Annotated in this window: 17 protein-coding genes; 10 read left to right on the top strand and 7 right to left on the bottom strand. The window is 70.1% G+C overall.

The window, feature by feature from the left end; translation table 11 throughout:
* Positions 1-39: 39 nt before the first annotated feature.
* From modA to ABII15_RS29185, 5 genes are all read left to right on the top strand, one after another.
* Entirely contained in the window at positions 40-879 is an 840-nt protein-coding gene (gene modA / locus ABII15_RS29205; RefSeq protein ID WP_353945239.1) for a molybdate ABC transporter substrate-binding protein, read from the top strand.
* Entirely contained in the window at positions 876-1,736 is an 861-nt protein-coding gene (locus tag ABII15_RS29200; protein ID WP_353945238.1) for an ABC transporter permease, read from the top strand. The genes modA and ABII15_RS29200 overlap by 4 nt, the downstream gene beginning before the upstream one ends.
* Positions 1,733-2,833, top strand: coding sequence for an ABC transporter ATP-binding protein (locus ABII15_RS29195; RefSeq protein WP_353945237.1), 1,101 nt, complete (start codon positions 1,733-1,735; stop codon positions 2,831-2,833). The genes ABII15_RS29200 and ABII15_RS29195 overlap by 4 nt, the downstream gene beginning before the upstream one ends.
* Positions 2,834-2,895: 62 nt before the next feature.
* The gene (locus ABII15_RS29190; RefSeq protein ID WP_353945236.1) at positions 2,896-3,405 is read left to right on the top strand and encodes a 2'-5' RNA ligase family protein; all 510 of its coding nucleotides are present in this window, start codon (positions 2,896-2,898) and stop codon (positions 3,403-3,405) included.
* Positions 3,406-3,529: 124 nt separating this feature from the next.
* Positions 3,530-4,210: a DUF4232 domain-containing protein gene (locus ABII15_RS29185; protein WP_353945235.1), complete on the top strand. Its 681-nt coding sequence runs from the start codon at positions 3,530-3,532 to the stop codon at positions 4,208-4,210.
* A gap of 60 nt (positions 4,211-4,270) precedes the next feature.
* Here ABII15_RS29185 and ABII15_RS29180 read toward each other — a convergent pair whose 3' ends face one another.
* From ABII15_RS29180 to ABII15_RS29170, 3 genes are all read right to left on the bottom strand, one after another.
* The gene (locus ABII15_RS29180) at positions 4,271-4,987 is read right to left on the bottom strand and encodes an MIP family channel protein (protein WP_353945234.1); all 717 of its coding nucleotides are present in this window, start codon (positions 4,985-4,987) and stop codon (positions 4,271-4,273) included.
* A gap of 229 nt (positions 4,988-5,216) precedes the next feature.
* A complete protein-coding gene (locus ABII15_RS29175; RefSeq protein WP_353945233.1) occupies positions 5,217-5,837 on the bottom strand; it encodes a response regulator transcription factor in 621 nt (206 codons plus the stop codon).
* Positions 5,838-5,870: 33 nt separating this feature from the next.
* Complete coding sequence (locus ABII15_RS29170; RefSeq protein ID WP_353945232.1) at positions 5,871-7,037, bottom strand: histidine kinase; 1,167 nt, start codon at positions 7,035-7,037, stop codon at positions 5,871-5,873.
* 313 nt (positions 7,038-7,350) lie between these two features.
* Here ABII15_RS29170 and ABII15_RS29165 point away from each other — a divergent pair, with 313 nt between their 5' ends.
* From ABII15_RS29165 to ABII15_RS29155, 3 genes are read left to right on the top strand one after another with little or no spacing between them, the layout of a single operon-like run.
* On the top strand, positions 7,351-7,854 hold the full coding sequence (locus ABII15_RS29165) for a hypothetical protein (RefSeq protein ID WP_353945231.1): 504 nt from the start codon (positions 7,351-7,353) through the stop codon (positions 7,852-7,854).
* Entirely contained in the window at positions 7,851-8,345 is a 495-nt protein-coding gene (locus ABII15_RS29160; protein ID WP_353945230.1) for a hypothetical protein, read from the top strand. The genes ABII15_RS29165 and ABII15_RS29160 overlap by 4 nt, the downstream gene beginning before the upstream one ends.
* On the top strand, positions 8,302-8,655 hold the full coding sequence (locus tag ABII15_RS29155) for a GntR family transcriptional regulator (RefSeq protein WP_353945229.1): 354 nt from the start codon (positions 8,302-8,304) through the stop codon (positions 8,653-8,655). Before ABII15_RS29160 ends, ABII15_RS29155 begins: the two co-directional genes overlap by 44 nt.
* A 50-nt stretch (positions 8,656-8,705) precedes the next feature.
* Here the strand turns inward: ABII15_RS29155 and ABII15_RS29150 are convergent, their stop codons facing one another.
* From ABII15_RS29150 to ABII15_RS29135, 4 genes are all read right to left on the bottom strand, one after another.
* Complete coding sequence (locus ABII15_RS29150) at positions 8,706-9,671, bottom strand: sporulation-delaying protein SdpB family protein (RefSeq protein ID WP_353945228.1); 966 nt, start codon at positions 9,669-9,671, stop codon at positions 8,706-8,708.
* The gene (locus ABII15_RS29145; RefSeq protein ID WP_353945227.1) at positions 9,668-10,264 is read right to left on the bottom strand and encodes an SdpA family antimicrobial peptide system protein; all 597 of its coding nucleotides are present in this window, start codon (positions 10,262-10,264) and stop codon (positions 9,668-9,670) included. The genes ABII15_RS29150 and ABII15_RS29145 overlap by 4 nt, the downstream gene beginning before the upstream one ends.
* Positions 10,265-10,367: 103 nt before the next feature.
* Positions 10,368-11,039, bottom strand: coding sequence for a sporulation delaying protein family toxin (locus ABII15_RS29140; protein ID WP_353945226.1), 672 nt, complete (start codon positions 11,037-11,039; stop codon positions 10,368-10,370).
* Positions 11,040-11,663: 624 nt separating this feature from the next.
* Positions 11,664-12,044 (bottom strand): PRC-barrel domain containing protein, encoded by a 381-nt coding sequence (locus tag ABII15_RS29135; protein ID WP_353945225.1) that lies wholly within the window; start codon positions 12,042-12,044, stop codon positions 11,664-11,666.
* A 244-nt stretch (positions 12,045-12,288) separates the two neighbouring features.
* Between ABII15_RS29135 and ABII15_RS29130 the strand changes: the two genes are divergently transcribed.
* Positions 12,289-12,567, top strand: a complete 279-nt coding sequence (locus tag ABII15_RS29130) for a hypothetical protein (protein WP_353945224.1) — start codon at positions 12,289-12,291, stop codon at positions 12,565-12,567.
* Positions 12,568-13,176: 609 nt separating this feature from the next.
* Positions 13,177-18,345: a DUF6531 domain-containing protein gene (locus ABII15_RS29125; protein WP_353947239.1), complete on the top strand. Its 5,169-nt coding sequence runs from the start codon at positions 13,177-13,179 to the stop codon at positions 18,343-18,345.
* The last annotated feature ends 34 nt before the right edge of the window (positions 18,346-18,379 follow it).

Here is an 18,379-nt window from a genome sequence, read left to right as displayed (position 1 = left end):
CTCAGCGAATACGCACCCATTCCGAACAGGAGTACACCCGTGACGACCCCCTCCGTGCGCCGGAACCGCCGCACCACCCGGATTCTGCAGGTGACCGGGGCGAGCGCCGCCGCACTGCTGGCGGTGAGCGCGTGCTCCTCGTCCGACGACTCGTCCGGCGGCTCGGACTCGTCCTCCGCGTCGGCGTCGTCATCCGACAAGCTGTCCGGCACGGTGACCGTCTTCGCCGCGGCCTCGCTCCAGGAGAGCTTCACGACGCTGGGCAAGCAGTTCGAGAAGCAGCACCCCGGCACCAAGGTGACCTTCAGCTTCGGCGGCAGCGACTCGCTGGCCGCGAGCATCACCGGCGGCGCCCCGGCGGACGTGTTCGCCGCCGCCAGCCCCAAGACGATGAAGATCGTCACGGACAAGGGCGCCGCAGCGGGCACCCCGGCGACCTTCGTCCGCAACCAGCTGGAGATCGCCACCCTGCCGGGCAACCCCGACAAGGTCGCCTCCCTGAAGGACCTCACCAACAAGGACCTGAAGGTCGTGCTGTGCGCGAAGGAGGTGCCGTGCGGCGCCGCCGCCGACAAGGCCCTCACCGGCAGCAAGCTCAAGCTCACCCCGGTCTCGTACGAGCAGGACGTCAAGGCCGCGCTGACGAAGGTGGAGCTGAAGGAGGCCGACGCGGCCGTCGTGTACAAGACCGACGTGCACGCCGCGGGTGACAAGGTGGAGGGCGTGGAGTTCCCCGAGTCGACCCAGGCCATTAACGACTACCCGATCGCGCAGCTGAAGGACTCGAAGAACAGCGCGGCCGCGAAGGCGTTCATCGCGCTGGTGCGGTCCGCCGAGGGCCAGAAGGTGCTGACCTCGGCAGGGTTCCTCAAGCCGTGACCTCGCTCGACAGGACCGGCGCCGCGGCCGACCCCCGCACGGGTGGGCCGCGGCGCCGGCGCGCGGGCGGGCGGAACTTCCGGGGCGCGCCGCTGCCGCTGCTGGTGCCCGCGCTGATCGGCCTGGCGTTCCTGGTGCTGCCGCTGCTCGCGCTGCTCGTACGGACCCCGTGGTCCGATCTGCCCGACCAGCTGACCAGCGCGTCGGTGTGGCAGGCGCTGCGCCTGTCGCTGCTGTGCGCGACCGCCGCGACCGCGGTCAGCCTGGTGATCGGCGTGCCGCTGGCCTGGCTGCTCGCCCGCGTCGAGTTCCCGGGACGCGGTGTCGTACGGGCCCTGGTCACCCTGCCGCTGGTGCTGCCGCCGGTGGTCGGCGGTGTGGCGCTGCTGTCCGCCCTCGGCCGCAACGGCGTCGTGGGTCAGTGGCTCGACTCGTGGTTCGGGATCACCCTGCCGTTCACCACCGCCGGAGTCGTGGTCGCCGAGGCGTTCGTCGCCATGCCGTTCCTGGTGATCAGTGTCGAGGGCACGCTGCGCGCCGCCGACCCGCGCTTCGAGGAGGCGGCCACCACCCTGGGCGCCTCCCGGTTCACCGCGTTCCGCCGGGTCACCCTGCCGCTGATCGCACCGGGCATCGCGGCGGGCGCGGTGCTCGCCTGGGCGCGGGCGCTCGGCGAGTTCGGCGCGACGATCACCTTCGCGGGCAACTTCCCCGGCCGCACCCAGACCATGCCGCTCGCCGTCTACCTGGCCCTGCAGAGCGATCCGGAGGCGGCGATCGCCCTCAGCCTCGTGCTGCTGGCCGTCTCGATCGCCGTACTGGCGGGGCTGCGCGACCGTTGGATGACCGCCTCATGACCGACACCGACCCCACCGCGTCCGAGAAGACCGTGCCGGAGAAGCAGGACGCCTCCGGTGCCGGCCTCGACGCCCGGCTGGTCGTCGAGCGGCCGCCGTTCCGGCTCGACGTGACCCTGACGGCCGCGCCCGGCGACGTCGTCGCGCTGCTCGGTCCCAACGGTGCCGGGAAGACGACGGCGCTGCGCGCGCTGGCCGGGCTCGTCCCGCTGACCGACGGTCACCTGCGGCTGGACGGCGCCGAGCTGGAGCGCGTCCCGCCGGAGCGCCGCCCGGTCGGCGTCGTCTTCCAGGACTATCTGCTCTTCCCGCACCTCACGGCGCTGGACAACGTCGCCTTCGGCCCGCGCTGCCACGGCGTGCCCAAGGCCGAGGCCCGGGCGCAGGCCGCGGGATGGCTGGACCGCATGGGTCTGGCCGGGCACGCGGGTGCCAAGCCCCGCCGGCTCTCCGGCGGGCAGGCGCAGCGCGTCGCCCTCGCCCGTGCCCTGGCCACCCACCCCCGGCTGCTGCTCCTCGACGAGCCGCTGGCCGCGCTCGACGCCCGTACCCGGCTGGAGGTCCGCGCCCAGCTGCGGCGCCACCTGGCCGAGTTCGAGGCGGTGGCCGTCCTCGTCACGCACGATCCGCTCGACGCGATGGTCCTCGCCGACCGGCTGGTCGTCATCGAGGACGGCCAGGTGGTGCAGGAGGGCACTCCGGGGCACATCGCCCGCCATCCGCGGACGGACTACATCGCCCACCTCATCGGCCTGAACCTGTATCAGGGGCAGGCCGACGGGCACACCGTGCGGCTGCCGGACGGGCCCGAGATCACCACGACCGAGGAGCTGACGGGGCCGGTCTTCGTCACGTTCCCGCCGACCGCGGTGACCCTGTACCGCGACCGCCCCGCCGGGACCAGCGCGCGCAATCTCTGGCGCTGCGAGGTCGCGGGCATGGAGACCCACGGCGACCAGATCCGCGCCGACCTCACCGGCGAACTCCCGCTCGCCGCCGGTCTGACGACGGTGGCCGCGGCCGAACTCGGGCTGCACCCGGGGGCGCAGGTCTGGGCTACGGTGAAGGCGGCGCAGACGCACGCCTATCCCGCCTGACGGACGCGTCGCGAACGCCCCCGCCGGTGCCGGGACTCCGGGACACGAGTGAGGGACGAACCATGCCCCCGTGGGGAACGACGGCCGTACTGGCCCTGGTGCCGCAGGCGCAGCCGCTGCTGACGCTGGCCGCCGAAGTGGACCCGCGCGTGGTGCGGCCCGGTGTCCCGGCGCACGCCGCGCTGCTCTACCCGTGGCTGCCCGCCGACCGGGTCGACGACTCTGCCCTGGAGCGGTTGCGGGGCGCGACTCCCGTCGGCCGGATCCCGGTCCGGCTCGCCGAGGTGGAGCGGCACGACGGTTTCGTGGCGGTCCCGGTGCCCGAACTGGGGGCCGCGGCCACCGCCGTACGGGCGGCGTTCCCGCACCAAGTCCCGTACGGCGGCCGGTTCGGCCCCAATCCGCCGGTGCACCTCACGGTGGCCCTGGACGCCGACGCCCAGGTGGCGGAGGCCGTCGCCGACCGCGCCGAAACCCTGCTGCCGATCAGCGCGGAGCTGACATCGGTGCACGTGGTGGCCTTGACGCCCGCCGGCTGGCGGGAATTGGCCGAGGTACCGCTCGCTCCGTGAGGCTCTGTTACCGAAGCCGATTTCCCTGTGACAGAACGAAGACGCGGCAGAGGACCGCCTGTGACTCCGTGCGGGATACAAATATTCCCGACCGCACACACAGAGCTACTCATGGGGGAACACCGTGAAGTCCATCCGCATCGCCGCTCTCGCCGCCGTCAGCCTCGCCGCCACCTTCTCGCTCACCGCCTGCGGCGGCGACGACTCCGGGACGGACGCGTCGGCCAAGGGCTCCTCCTCTTCCTCCTCGTCGTCGGCGCCCAACGAGTCGAACGGGTCGAACGAGTCCTCCTCGTCCTCGTCCTCGGGCAGCGACGCGAAGGCGTCGGACGGCTCGGGCTCGGGCTCCGGGAAGGGCACCGGGACCACCTCGAACGGTGCGACGCAGACCGGCAGCAAGGTCACGTTCTGCAAGACGGCGGACCTGGCCATCGACGCCGTGGACGCCGCGCCGGACAAGAACACCGGCCGCATCAACATCACGATGATCAACCGGGGTTCGACCACCTGCTCGGCGACCGGCTTCCCCGGCGTCGACATCAAGGACGAGGACCACACCTCGAACCCGATCGAGCGCGGCCCCGCCCAGCCGCGCATCACCACCCTGAAGCCCGGCGACGCCGCCGTCTTCGACCTGGCCTACGAGATCGACAACAGCGGCAACAGCCTCTCGTCGCCGACCGACATCCTGGTGACGCCCCCGAACGAGACCCACACCGTGAGCCTCCAGTGGCCCGCGGGCGCCGGGGACATCAAGGGCGCCTACACCGACGTCCAGGTCTACCCGACGCACAACACCAACTGACGCGCTGCCGGCGGGCGACCACCGGGCGAGCCGGGGGACGTCAGACCGGTTCCGGCCGCCTCAGGCGTCGTCCGCCGTCACGCGGGGCTCGTTCGCCGGGTGGGTGAGGCGGATGACCAGGGCCGCGAGCAGCCCGCCGACGAGCGGCGCCACGATGAACAGCCACAGCTGCGACAGGGCCTGCCCGCCCGCGAAGAGCGCCGGGCCGAGCGAACGGGCCGGGTTCACGGAGGTGCCGGTCAGCGGGATGCCGACGATGTGGATGACGCCGAGCGCGAGTCCGATCGGCAGTCCGTCGAACCCGACCACCGCGACCCGGCTGGTCACGGCCAGGACGACGTAGGCGAGGAGGAAGGTGAGCACGGTCTCGGCGAGGAACGCGCCGCCCCCGCTCAGTCCGACGTCGGAGCGGCTGCCGTAGCCGTTCGAACCGAAGGCGCCGCTGGTCTCCAGCCCCGGGATCGACTGCACGAGCCAGTACAGCAGCGCCGCACCGGCGATCGCACCTGCGAACTGGGCCACCCAGTACAGCACCGCCCGCCGCACGTCGATCCGCCCGGCCGCGAGCATCGCGAGTGTCACCGCCGGATTGACGTGGCAGCCCGAGATCGGGCCGATGGCGTAGGCGAGGGCGAGCAGGGTGAACCCGAAGGCGAGCGCGACGCCCAGGGCCCCCATGAACTTCAGGCCGATGACGGCGGAGCCGACGGCGAAGAACACCAGCAGAAGGGTGCCGAGGAACTCGGCGACGACAGCACGTTGCTCGGATCGCTCCATGACCACATCAGCCTCCCAGCGGTTCTATGGGCTGGTTTGACACCTTTCTGAACCCATGGTGCGGCCAGATGAGCGATCTCTCATGTCGAGGGGCCCGGAGGGCGGCGGTGTTGCGGCCGCCCGCTGCCGGGGCAGCCGCCTACTGGTCCGCCGGTTGCGAGGCCCTGGAGAGCCGGAGGAAACCCGTGGAGGCTCCGCCAGTGGCGCAGGAACCCAGGGCCGCCCTCGCTCAGATTCCGGGCAACCACCCGTTCGCCACGGCCATCCGCACCGCCGCCAGCGGCGTACCCTCTCCCAGCTTCGCGAGCAGGGCCGTCTGATGGTTGCGCACCGTGCCCAGCGACAGCCCCAGCTCCCGTGCGATCCGTTTCGCGTCGGCCCCTCGCGCCAGCCGTAGGAGAACCTGGTGCTCGCGTGCCGTCAGCGGACTCGGCCCGATCGCTGCGGCCTCCCCCACCAGTTCCGGGTCGTACGCCGTGCCGCCCTTCGCGACGCGGTGCACCGCCGCCACCACCGCCCGTGGCTGCGCCGTCTTCGGCAGAAACCCGGCCGCCCCCGCCGCCCGTGCCCTGCGTACCTGCCCAGGGACGCCCTCCAGCCCTGTCATGATCAGCACCCGGATCTCCGGGAGCTCCCGGGCGAGCAGTTGCGCCGCGCCGATGCCGTCGAGCTCCCCGGGCATCCGAATGTCCAGGAGGGCCACATCGGGCCGTACCCGCCGAGCCGCCGGCAGGACCTCCTCGCCGGCGGCCGCGACGGCGGTCACCGTCAGTCCCGGCTCCGCGTCGAGCAGCGAGGCGAGACCACCGAGCACGATCGCGTGGTCGTCCGCGATCAGTATCGATGTCACCTGCATGGTTCCCCCTCCCACGAGTCCTCTCCGTTACGAAGACCCGGTGAGGGCACCCCATGGATGAGTACCGTCCGGCAACGGAATGATCACGACAAGCACGTACGTCCCCGCTTCCGCGTCCCGCACCGCCGTCAGCCCGCCGCCGAGAGCCACCGCCCGCGCGCGCAGGCTGTCCACTCCGCTGCCCGGCACCTTTCCGCCCCCGTTCCCCGCCCGGTCGTTGACCAGTTCGAGGCGTACGGAGGCGGTGTCCGCCGCCTGCCGCACGGTGACGTTGCGGCAGGCAGGGCTGTGCCGCAGCACGTTCGCCGCGCCTTCCCGCAGCGTGAGTGCGAGCGCCCGCTCCACCTCGGCGGGAAGCGCGTGGAGGCGGCCGGTCACCCGCGTCCGTATGCCGTCCGCCCGTAACAGTCCTTCCACGGCCCGCAGTTCGTCCCGGTACGAAAGAGACCATCGGCCTCGCACCGAGGCCCGCATCTCCTCCTGAGCAGCGCGCGCCGCGGCGAGCACGGTGTCGACCTCCGCGCGGGCACCGTCCACGTCGCCCTCGGCGATCCTGCGCAATGCCACCTCGCCGCGCACGCTGACCTCACTCAGCCGGACGCTGAGCAGATCGTGCAGGTCGTGTGCCATTCGTTCGCGTTCGCGCAGAACGGCGAGGTCCATGTCGTAGCGGTGTTCGGCGTCGATGCGGGCGAGCGCGGTGGCGAACCACACCAGGCCGTGGACGAGGAGTCCGGCGGCCAGCACGAGCAGCATGCGCTGTGCACCGAGCCGATTGTCCACCGGCGAGATCGCCACCAGGGCGGCGAGTCCGGCCGCGGCGCCGCCCGCCACCCACCAGTTGAGCGGCGCATGCAGCACGAGCAGCCCGGAGGCGACGAGCAGTCCGGGTACGTACAACCACTCCTCGGGCAGCACGCTCAGCGGCACGAGGGCGACAACCGCCTGCACGGCGAGCATCGGCCACGGCGAGCGCGCGGACCGCCGCCCCGCCCACAGCCCGCGCCACCACACCATCTGTGCGGCGCCCGTGACGGCGAGCGCGACCAGACCGACCGCGACCGCGTGGGCGGCCGGCCTCGTGCGCGTCACCTCGGCCAGAAAGACCCCGGCGACCAACGCGAACATCAGCGCGTAGGCCCCCACGGCCCAGCCCAGCGCGTGCCGGGCCACCACCCCACCGCTCTTGATCATGCGGGCAAGCGTCGCACGGCGGTGGGGCGTCGGCTCCGGCCGGGCGATCCGGTCAGCGCTGCGAAAACCGTGCGGGTCGCCGGGCCCGGCAACGATCCCGGCGCGGTGCGCACCCGTGAAATTCTCATGGGCGCGCACCGCGCCACGGCCGTCCTCCCGGGCTCGACCTCCCTCCTCAGGAGGCCGACGGGCCGCGGCTCCCCACGTCCCGGCCGCCCTCCGCCGGCCGGCAGCGACGGGAGGATGAGGAGTGCCCCGCCACCTGAACTTGTTACGGTTGTCATGTAACAACTGCGAATAGAGGGGTGGGTCCATGACAGCGACCGGCGATACCGAGCGAGACAACGTCGGGTGGCCGCTGGGGCAGATCGCCCTCGGCGCCGCGCCGTGGGTGGTGGCGACCGCCGTGCCGTGGACGGTGCTCCTGGTCCTTCGTGACCGCATGCCGGCCGAGGTGATCTCGCACACGGGCTCGAACGGGCCGGACGGTTTCATGTCGGGTCCTGCCTTCGTGGCCGCCGTCAGTCTGTTCTTCCTGCTTCAGGGCGCGGTGTTCGCCTGGGGGCTGATCAAGGGGGCACAGACGGACGGCCAGTACCTTCTTACGGCCGCCATGTGCTGGGGCCTCGCCGCGGGTGAGGCGTACGCCCTCGCAGCGGATCTGTCCGGCAGCGCCAAGGGCCGGGACCTCGACCGTACCCAGCTCCTGGAGGCGTACGACGTCGACTGGGCTCTCCACCTGCCGGTCACGGCCGTCCTTGCTGTCGTGGCCGGCGGAGTCGGCGTGCTGCTGGCTCGGAAGGCGGTTCGCCGGTGACCACTCGCGGAGCGTGGTCCCGCGAGGCCGGGCCGCCCTGGTGCGTTCCGGCCGCCGCGGTCGTCGTGCTGGTGCTCGCGGTTCTCGCTCTGACGAACGGCGCGGCATGGTGGATGTGGTGTCCGCTCGTCGTGGCCGTGCTCACCGCGGGGTGCGGACTGGTCCGGGTCGGCGTGAACGCCCGGGGTGTGCGCGTGACGTGCGGGCCGTTGCCGATCCGGACCATAGCCCTGAACCGGATCGTCGAGGCGAAGTCGGGCTACGCCCGGCTTGCGGACATGGGCGGCTTCGGCTACCGCATCACGCCCGGTCGTCATGCCGTCGCCCTGCGGCCCGGTGACGCACTGTGGCTCACACTGGTCAGTGGCCGGGAATTCGTCGTCACCGTGGACGACGCCGTTTCGGCGGCTCGTCTTGTCAATCGGTTGCGGGAAGAGGAGAGCCGGGATGCTGGTGGAGATCGACGCGGCATCGACCGAGAAACTCGGTGACCAGGTCGCCGCACAGATCCGTGGACACCTGGTGTCCGGTCGTCTCCGCGTCGGCGACCGGCTTCCCGCCGCACGGGAGTTGGCCGGTTCCCTGCACATCTCGGTCCACACCGTGCTGAGCGGCTATCAGACGCTCGCGGCCGAAGGGCTCATCGAACTGCGCCGTGGCCGCGGCGCGATGGTCGTCCGGGAACTCGACGACGGCCACAGCAAACTGGAGGCGCTGGCGCGGGAGTTCACCACCCTCGCCCGCTCTCTGGGTACCGACCGGGACAGGGCCCTGGCACTCATCGTCCGCCACTGGAACTGAGGGAGGCGCCAGGGCCCCGCCATGCGGCCTTCAGGCGGTACGGGCACACGTCAGACCAGCGACGCCGGCTCTCCCCCGGGGACGCGTTGGCGCTCGTTCCCCGGCACCGCTCCACCCACGCTCCGCTCGGAGCCGTCGGCGGGAGCACGCTTGCGGATGTGCGAGCCCAGCGGCATGCACAGCACCAGGATCCCTCCGATCATGGCCAACGCGAAGGACCAGAGGCCCATGACCAGGGCGATGGACAGGTGGAAGGCGAAGCCCGGCCACATCGCCCAGTACCGGTAGCGCTGCGGGAGCAGGAGCGCCGCGGCGAGGAACATCTCGATGGCGAGGGGCACCCAGGTCATCAGGGCCACGCCGACCGGGGTGGCGACGACGGGCCCGGTGAGCCATGACAGCCACGGCGCCGCACCGAAGTTGACGTCCTGAGCCCAGTACCAGAGGGCGGTTCCGTCGTACCACTCCGCATGCGGCAGTTTCGCGACGGCGGACTGGAAATAGATTACGGACATCTGAAGGCGCAGGACCGCCAAGGAGGACACGCCCAGCAGCGCCCAGATCCGTGCCCCACGGCTCGCCGAGGGCTGCGGCGGTTCGCCCCAGTGCCAGCGCCGCGCGTCACCGAGCGCGGGGAGGACGAACAACACCGAGAGGATCAGGGCGACTTGATCGCCGCCGTCGTTGATGGCGATCCCCGAGAACACCGAGTAGTTCACGTACGCGTGTGGCAGTGCCGTCAGACGGGGCCGCCAGCCGGAAGCGGCGACCAGCAGCACCACCACGCAGCCGTACATGATCCAGGACAGGCCGGTGTACGAGTCCTTCGCGGCACAGAACGCCGAGGCGGCCAGGACACCGTCGCAGGGCGGGTAGGTGCCGAGGGTGGCCACCGGACGGAAGAGGGTCTCGGCGCTGGAGAAAGCCAGAGTTCCCGCCGTTCCCAGCGCGACGAGGCTGCGGGAAAGGCCGTACACGTTGGTCCATGGCAGCCGCAGCATGCGATCCGTGCTCATCTGCAGGTCACGTCCCATACCGCGGCCCGCTCCACACTGTGAGTGCCTTCCATCAGATCACGCCAGGCGAAAGGAACCGGCTTCACCTCCACCAGCGCCGCACGTCCGCACAGCGACGGTGACGGCGAGGGATTCGTGATCGGTGCGGAGAGTCTCGCTCCCTTCAGACACTCCTCAGGCGATGAGGGGTCGGAGCAGTCGTTCCAGTGAATGCCGTCCTTGTGGACCAGCAGCGCCCCTTCGATGCCTTGGGAGCGGGAGGCCCGGTCCAGGCCGAAGGCGTTCGAGGGCTTCGCGTGCGGCGAGATCCGCGCATCGGCCCAGGATCCGTCGGCGCGCTGCCGGTAGGGCACATGTACCGGTTCACGAGGGGACTTGGTGAAGAACGCCCACCCTTGAGGAGCGACGACCAGCGCCACTTGCCGGAAAGGTTTCTGCCCGGGCAGCTTGATCACGTTCGGTGGGAGGAACGCCTGGGCGACGTAGAGCGCCGCCACCGCCCACACCGCGGTGACGATGCCGATCCAGCGGCGCGGTGTTCGGGCTTGCGGGGGCGGGGAGTCGGCCCGATAGGGAAAGACGGGAAGAGGCATGGCAGTCCAGGCAGGCTAGAGGTGACGGCACCACGGCGGGCCGTTCCCAACGGATCGAGGGGGCACGGCCCGCCTGGTCAGGCAACGGCGTTCAGCCGGGCATTCAGGCTCCGGCCAGCAACCTGGTGATGTCGGCGATCTTCTGGTCCTTCTCAAGGTCCGAGGAGCCCGGAGTCGTCGATCTGGAGGCGTTGACCACCCACTTCCACGCCTGTGCCACGACGGCGACCGAGACGGCGGCGGCGCCGCCGGTCGTCACGACCACCAGCGACTGCACGGCCAGCACGGACACGACGCACTTGGCGTCGCCGGTGCCCAGCTCCTTGGCGTCCTCGTCCGCGAGCTTGTTGAGCAGGGTCACGGCATCGGCCATGCCGGCCTCCACCTTGCGAGGGTCACCCGACCTGAGGTCGGACGAGTAGCCCGCGAAGAACTCCGGGTCCGCCTCGGCTATGACGTCCATGACCCGATCGGCAGCGGCCTTCGCCTCGGCGGTGTTGTTCGCCTCGTAGTTCTTCTCCGCCTCGGTGTACTCGGGCATGCCGGCGAACTGCTGGCCGATCTCGCCCTGGACGAAGAACAGTCCGGCGAAGATGTCACGGCCGTCCTGGCCCGTGCCGATCGTGGTGGTTCCGCTGCCCCCGGCCCGCGCCGTGGCCGAGGCGGTCTTCGCGGCCGCACCGTGGTCGAGTGCGGTCGCCGAGGGGCCCGCGATGCCCAGTGCGAGGGCGGCCGCGGAAGAGACAGCGATGTTCCGGAAAGTCGTGCGCTGCACCTGGGAAACTCCCGTCGATGTGTCGACTCCGCTGTGTGCGGGGCACCTTCGACCATGGGAGGGTCCCGGCCGCCCCGACATCAGCGCTGATTCGGAGCGACTCTAGGTTTGGCCGACACCGGCCCGAGGAGCGGAATGGGCTCGTCCGGACACCGCCCGTGCCGTGCCCGCTGCGAACAACTCGCAGGTCATTTCCCCTGCGCCCGCCGGCCATCGACGAACCGAGTGGGGCGAGGAACCCGTGAGAAATTCACAGGTGGCCGTCCTCCGCATGAGCCCACCTACGCACGAACCTTCGAGATGACGATCTGGATCCTGATGTTCCACGTCGGTGTCCAGATTCCGGCCGGCCTTGCTGCCTCCCGCTGGGCCGGTCGCGGCCACCGGCGTTGTGGTGGCAGATTCCGGGATGCCTCTGCGTCTCCCTGAGCAGCTACGTGTGGCTGTGCACCTTGCGTCGCTCCACTGCCGAGGCCGGCGGGCGTGCGGTCGGTGCGTCCTGCCCGGACTGCGACTACTACCGCTCGGGGCGCGTGCATGACTCCTGCAAGCGCAGACCGCGGACCCTCCCGCTCGGTGAGTGGAGCGTCGTGAGGCTGCTGACGACTCGGGGGGCGCGTGCGCTCAGGCGGTACCGGGAAGTCCGTAGTGCTCGTCGATCAGTGCGCGGAAGCCCGGATCGGTGACCCGCATGTCGCGGTCGAAGCGCGGCGCGCCCTTGATCTTCTCCGCGTCGTGCCCGACATGGAGCCGCTGGGCCTTCTCGTCGATCCTGGTGACGGCCGCCATGGGCAGCAGCACCTTCTTGCTCAGCAGGACGTCCCTCGTGTCGACGACGACATGCTCCGGGCCGACCTCCTCCGAGACGGCATCCACCCGCCCCACCGAGCCGTCCCTCGCCTCCACCGTGTAGCCGACGAGTTCCGGGCCTCTCAAGCGTCCGGCCGCAAGGTCCTGCGCTTCCGTCATGCCGGGCATCGGCCGAGCGGTCAGGTCCTCCGTCATCCTCGTACTCCTCTCCGCCGCGAACAGCGTGGTACGTCCCCGGCGCACCCGGGCGCCGGGCGGCCGCCGACTCTGGCGTGCCTGGCAGCTCACATGTCCGCGCGACGCCCGGCAAAACCTCCCCGGGGGAGTGACAACGGAGCCTTCGAACATGCCAGTTGGACGCCGCGCTCCTCGCGTCACACAACCTCCACACGGCTGCGCCCGTGAACGCTCCCGGGCCGGGCAGGCGAGGAACGCGACCATGAGGAGGAAGGTCCTGATGCTCTACATAGCATTCACGCTCTTGCCGGCGATGGGACTGCTCCTCTTCGGCATGGACCGCCTGGAAGACCGCATGGCCCACTCCGAGCAGCGCACCAACCGGCACAGAAGCGAGCGTCAGGAGGCCACATCGCCGCGACGAGGCTCGCCACACCGACTGCGCCTGATCCACGGCGGGAAGCGCGACACGCACGCCCGACGCGGCCGACACCGTGACCGGCCGGTCACCACGGATCAGGACCACGCCGCCTCAGCCTGAGGACGCGGCCACCCGGTCCGACTCGCCGAGAAGACCGCTCACGTCACTGCTGTGCTGCCGGCCTCCGGCGCCACCTGCGCGGGTCACAGTCCGAGACGCACCGACCACGGTCCACCAAGAAATCATGGTGTGTGCGGGAGTCCTTGGCATGCACGCCTCCCGTTAAAGGCCGCGTCAACTGATGTCAGTATCCCGTTCCTCCACGCGTGCCCGGTTCCACGAGACCAGCTCGGCGAGCGCCTGCAAGATCAAGCCAGCTTCCCAAAAGCAGCGTCACCTTGAGGCCGACGAGCAGGGGCACCCCAGTGACGCGCATTGGCACGACGGCACGTTCTGGCCACACCGCCCCAACTGGGCCCATTCGAACGTGTGATGGATCAAGATTCTTCGCGTCCCTGCTCAAGACCTCTCTCACAGGTGATGCAAAGAATGTCCACACGCGTACGAAGACACGTCATAGCCGTCCTGACATTCACCCTCATGGTGATCGCCGGCGTCACCCCGTCAGGGGCGTCGCCACGGGACCGGCCACTCTCCGCGAACCCGTCCGCCGCCGTCGCGCAGCCTGAAGCCAGGACGGCCGCCGATCTGCCGAAGCCGCCAAGGGCCATGACGCTGAGTGAGCGTCGTCAGCAGGTCACGAGGGAGCGGAGCGAACTGTCGCCTCTGCGCGACTATATGGAGTCGCCGAAACGTACGGCCAAGGGCACCCCGCACGCCCGGCCGGGCACCGGAAGGCTTACGCGTGGGCCTGCGGCGAAGGCAAGCCCGGACGGGCAACGGCTGGCCGCCGCCCCGGGAAACCCTGTCTCCGTGTCAGCCTGGGCGACTGCCTACCCGGGTCTGTTGTCGATCGGCGGCCAGGTAAAACTGCCCTTACGAGGATCGACGTACAGCGGAATGTGGCTGTACGTCATGGACGAGGCGGGTAACCCGGTCGTCCAGCAGGAGATCAAGAAGTCCACCGACGACCCCAGCGGCAACACCCCGGACACCGGGGCATGGTGCTACGACTGGTGGTCGAGCAATTCCTATCCGACGGACCAGTGCTTCTGGTGGGCGAACAACGCACTGGGCGGAAAGCTCCAGGACGGCAAGAAGTACTACGCCTGGGTCTTCCTCAACAGTTCGGACGGGTCCTCCAGTCCGGGCGGGACCACCTCGCCGCTCGTCGAGGCGTTCTACACGCCGGTGATCCCGGGCGCGCAGGCAGGCATCTGCACCTGCTACGCGCAGGCGCACCGTGCCGACCCGGTCAACACGGCGACCGGCATGTTCTACGAGCAACTCACCGACGCATCGCTCGTCAGCCCCGGTGTACCCCTTTCCCTGGAGCGGACCTACCGCTCTGATTCAAGTGCCGTCGGCCTGCTGGGCCGCGGCTGGGCCACACCCTTCGACACACGGCTCACTCTCGCCACCGGGAAAGCGACCTACCGTACGGACGACGGCGCGTCGTTCGTGTTCACGCAGGCAAGTGACGGCACGTACACGGCTCCGGCGGGATCGGCGGCCAAGCTGGTCAAGGGCGCCGGCACCTACACGATCACGACACCGGACCACACCAAGCGCACCTTCGACAGCAACGGTCTGCTCACCGCCGTCGTGGACAAGGCGGGCAAGGGCCTGAGTCTGACGTACGCATCGGGCAAGCTCGCCTCCGTCAAGGACGCCGCCGGCCGGACCACCACCTTCACGCCCGGCGCCGACGGCCTGCTGACCAAGGTGAGCCTCCCGGACGGAACTTCGGTGTCCTACGGATACACCGGCGGCCTGCTGACCTCGGTCACCGATCCGGCGAGCAGGACATCCTCGTACGCGTACGGAACCGACAAACGGCTGTCCTCGTACACCGATCCCGCCGGCGGAAAGGTCAGCAACACCTACGACACCGCAGGCCGCGTCAAGTCCCAGACCGACCAGAACACCAAGACGACCACGTTCACCTGGGACGGCAAGAGCGAGTCGCACACCACCGCCCCGGACGGCGGCGTGTGGACGGACCTGTACGCCGGCAACGTCCTGATGGAGACGATCGACCCGTACGGCAAGAGCATCACCTACGACTACGACCGCTATCTGCGGCCCGTCACGATCACCGACCAGCGCGGCAATGCCACCACCATGACGTACGACAGCGCCGGACGGATGCTCACTCGGAAGGCGCCGACGGCTCTGGGCTACGGGGAGAGCTGGACCTACGACAGCGCGGGCAACGTCACCAGCCACACCGACGGCCGCGGCTACAAGACGACGTACACGTACACCACCTCCAACCAACTGCTCACGGCCACCGACCCGCTGAGCGGGAAGACCGCCTACACGTACACCGCTCTGGGATCCCTGGAGACCGTGACGAGTCCGCGGGGCAAGGTCACCACCTACGGTTACGACGCGACGGGCAACCGGACGTCGGTCACCACCCCGCTGGGTGAGAAGACGACCTTCACCTACGACAAGGCCGGCCGCGTCCTGTCCAGGACGGACCCGCGCGGCAACGCCGACGGCGGTGACCCCGCTGCCTATACGACCGCCTACACGTACGACGGCCGAGGACTGCTCAAGTCGACCACCGACCCGCTGGGCCGCACCACGTCCTACGAGTACGACGGCGCGGAGGAGTTGACGTCCGCGAAGAACCCGGCAGGCGATGTCACCGCTTTCGCCTACGACGACGCCGGCCACGTCACCCGCGCCACGGACCCGTCCGGTGCGGCCGTCAGCCGCACCTACGACAACGCCGGGCGCCTCGCCTCCGAGACCGATCCGGCCGGCGGCAGGACCACCTACGCCTATGACAAGGTGGGCCGCCTGCTCAGCAGCGTCTCGCCCCGCGGAAACGCCACCGGCGCCGACCCCGCCGCCTACACCACCAGCTACGCCTACGACGCGGCCGGCAACACCACCAAGGTCACCGGCCCCACCGGCGCCGCCACCACCACGACCTACGACGCGATCAACCGACCGCTCGTGGTCACCGACCCCCTGGGTCACACCACCACCAGGACCTACGACGCCAATGACAACGTCACCAAGGTCACCGACGCCGCGGGCAAGACCATCAGCTCCGGGTACGACAAGAACAACCAGCTCACCAGCAGCACCAACCCGCTGAACAAGACGACGGCCTACGCCTACGACGCGGACGGCAACATGCTCAGCCGCACCTCGCCGCTGGGCAACAAGGAGAGCTGGACCTACGACGGCGACGGCCGCCAGGCCACCGCGGTCGACCCGCGCGGCAACGTCTCCGGCGCCACCCCCGCCCAGTACACGACCACCTACGGCTACGACCCGGCGGGCAACCCCACCAAGGTCACCGACCCGCTGGGCGGCGTGACCACCACCGCCTACGACGCGGTGGGCAATGTCATCGAGCAGACGGACGCCGACAAGCGCGCCACCACCTACGGATACGACAAGCTGGATCATCTGACCAAGGTCACGGCTCCGGACGGCGCCGTCACCGCCTACGGGCGCGACATCGTCGGCAACGTCACCGACCGCACCGACGCCAACGACCACGTCACCGTCTACGGCTACGACACGGCACACCGTCTCACCTCGGTCACCGACCCCCTGAAGCGCGAGACGGCTTACGCCTTCGACGCCGACGGCAACGTGAACAAGGTGACCACTCCGAGCGGTTCCACCAGCTACGACCACGATCCGCGAGGTCTGCTCACCAAGACCGACTACTCGGACTCGACCCCCGACGCGACCTACGGATACGACGCCGCCGGACAACTGACGGCCCGCGCCAACGCGACGATCTCCGAGGACTTCGGCTACGACTCGGTCGGCAATCTCACCAAGACCCGCGGCTTCGCCTACACCTACGACGCCGCCGGCCAGATGCTCAGCCGCAAGTACTCCGACGGCAACACGATCACGTACACGTACGACAACGACGGCCGCACCGACACCATGGCCGCGGACGGCAAGACAACCTCGTACACGTGGGACCCGACCGGCCACCTCACGCGGTCGACTCTGCCCAACACCGAGACAGAAGACCGCACCTACGACCGTGCCGGCCGCCTGACCGCCGTCGCCTCGGCCAAGGCCGGCACCGGCGTCACCAAGACCGCGCTCACCCTCTCCCCCGCGGGCCTGCCCAAGCACGTCGACATCACCCGGGCCGGCGTCGGGGCGACCGGCTACGACCTGGGCTACGACCCGGCCGGCCGGCTCACCTCCGGCTGCTTCCCCCAGCCCTGGGTCGCGGGCTGCGCCGCGTCCCGCACCACGTCCTACACCTACGACAAGGTCGGCAACCGCCTGACCTCCGCCCTCGGCACCACGACAACCAACTACGACTACGACGCCGCCGACCAGCTCACCTCCACCACGACCGGCACCACGACGACCGGCTACGGCTACGACGACGAGGGCAACCAGACCAAGGCGGGCAACGACATCTTCGCCTACGACCTGGCCGGTCAGATCTCCGCCGCCACCGTCGCAGGCGCCTCCTACACCTACGACCACGACGCGAGCGGCAACCAGGTCACCACCCTCAAGGACGGGGCGGTCACCAGCCGCACCCAGTGGGACCCCAACGGCCCGCAGCCGATCCTGGCCACCGAGTACGACAGCGCCTGGGCCGTCAAGCAGTCCTACCGCTACGACCCCCTCGGCCAGCCCACCGCCGTCAAGACCGGCACCGGCGCGGTCTTCACCTACCACCACGACACCCAGGGCTCACCGGTCGACGTCACCAACAGCACCGGCACCCTCTACCAGCGCTGGGCCTACGACCCGTTCGGTACCCGCGTCCTTGGCACGGTCACCGGCGGCGCCCCTGCGAACCCGCCCTCCTACACCGGCGCCCGCTACGAGACCACCACCGGCAACCTCGACCTCCACGCCCGCCAGTACACCCCCACCACCGGCCGCTTCACGAGCCCCGACCCGGCGACGCGAGACCAGGCGACCCCACAGGTATCCCCCTACGCCTACGCCGACAACACCCCCACCCTGCTGACCGACCCCAGCGGGCAGACTCCCGAGAATCCCGACGACGAGCACGTCCACAGCGTGGGCGAAGTACTCAGCATCTTCGGCAACGCCTTCGTCGACGTCTTCAAGTCACCTGCCGTCATCGCCGGCGACCTCCGCGATGTCTTCACCGGCGAGAACGGCGGCGCCGGCGCCGTTCTGGACAAATACCTGCCCGTCCGTCCCGCCTACCGCCTGTACCGCGCCGAGTACCTCCTCCGGCAACAGGGCTGCGACGCACTCGCCGACCAGTACGCCGACGCGGCAGACGAACTCGTCGAACAGCTCGTCGTCACCGGTGTCGGCGGACTCACCGGCTGGCGCAAGGCAGCGGCTGCACCGCGGGGAGCGGCCGGCGCAGCCACCATGGGCGTCCCGCCCGCTTCCTCGTTCACTTGGGCCGGTGGCAGCGTCCGCTACTCGAAGACCGCCACGGCCATCGGCGACGACGCGGACACGATCCAGAACCTGATGCGATCGAAGGGAACATACGGACACGACGTCGTCGTGCACGGCAGTGAGCAAGGCGAATTCCTCGTCGACGGGCATATCACCCACCCACAACAGATCGCCGATCTGGTCAAGGAGAACCCGTACTACGATGGAGGGCCCATACAGCTGGTCACGTGCTACGGCGCCTGCAAGGCAGCCGGTGAGCTGTCGAGACTGCTCGGTGGTGTAGAGGTCAGGAATGCCAGCAACCACCAAGTGGACGTCGATCCTCGCACCGGCAAGGTTCGCGAATGGCCCGACGGCCCCTTGGGGGAACCGAAGTAGCCACTCGGCGACCGTCCGATAGGTGCGCTCCGGG

Source organism: Streptomyces sp. HUAS MG91 (assembly GCF_040529335.1).
GTDB classification, from domain to species: Bacteria; Actinomycetota; Actinomycetes; order Streptomycetales; family Streptomycetaceae; genus Streptomyces; species Streptomyces tabacisoli.
This window is presented reverse-complemented; position numbering and strand designations above follow the sequence as displayed.

What these genes read in the sequence shown, in the direction of transcription:
- ABII15_RS29195 (WP_353945237.1), top strand. Translation starts at nt 1,733, where the DNA reads ATGACCGACACCGACCCCACCGCGTCCGAGAAGACCGTGCCGGAGAAG.
- ABII15_RS29190 (WP_353945236.1), top strand. Translation starts at nt 2,896, where the DNA reads ATGCCCCCGTGGGGAACGACGGCCGTACTGGCCCTGGTGCCGCAGGCG.
- ABII15_RS29180 (WP_353945234.1), bottom strand. Translation starts at nt 4,987, where the DNA reads ATGGAGCGATCCGAGCAACGTGCTGTCGTCGCCGAGTTCCTCGGCACC.
- ABII15_RS29170 (WP_353945232.1), bottom strand. Translation starts at nt 7,037, where the DNA reads ATGATCAAGAGCGGTGGGGTGGTGGCCCGGCACGCGCTGGGCTGGGCC.
- ABII15_RS29165 (WP_353945231.1), top strand. Translation starts at nt 7,351, where the DNA reads ATGACAGCGACCGGCGATACCGAGCGAGACAACGTCGGGTGGCCGCTG.
- ABII15_RS29155 (WP_353945229.1), top strand. Translation starts at nt 8,302, where the DNA reads ATGCTGGTGGAGATCGACGCGGCATCGACCGAGAAACTCGGTGACCAG.
- ABII15_RS29150 (WP_353945228.1), bottom strand. Translation starts at nt 9,671, where the DNA reads ATGAGCACGGATCGCATGCTGCGGCTGCCATGGACCAACGTGTACGGC.
- ABII15_RS29145 (WP_353945227.1), bottom strand. Translation starts at nt 10,264, where the DNA reads ATGCCTCTTCCCGTCTTTCCCTATCGGGCCGACTCCCCGCCCCCGCAA.
- ABII15_RS29135 (WP_353945225.1), bottom strand. Translation starts at nt 12,044, where the DNA reads ATGACGGAGGACCTGACCGCTCGGCCGATGCCCGGCATGACGGAAGCG.
- ABII15_RS29130 (WP_353945224.1), top strand. Translation starts at nt 12,289, where the DNA reads ATGAGGAGGAAGGTCCTGATGCTCTACATAGCATTCACGCTCTTGCCG.
- ABII15_RS29125 (WP_353947239.1), top strand. Translation starts at nt 13,177, where the DNA reads ATGACGCTGAGTGAGCGTCGTCAGCAGGTCACGAGGGAGCGGAGCGAA.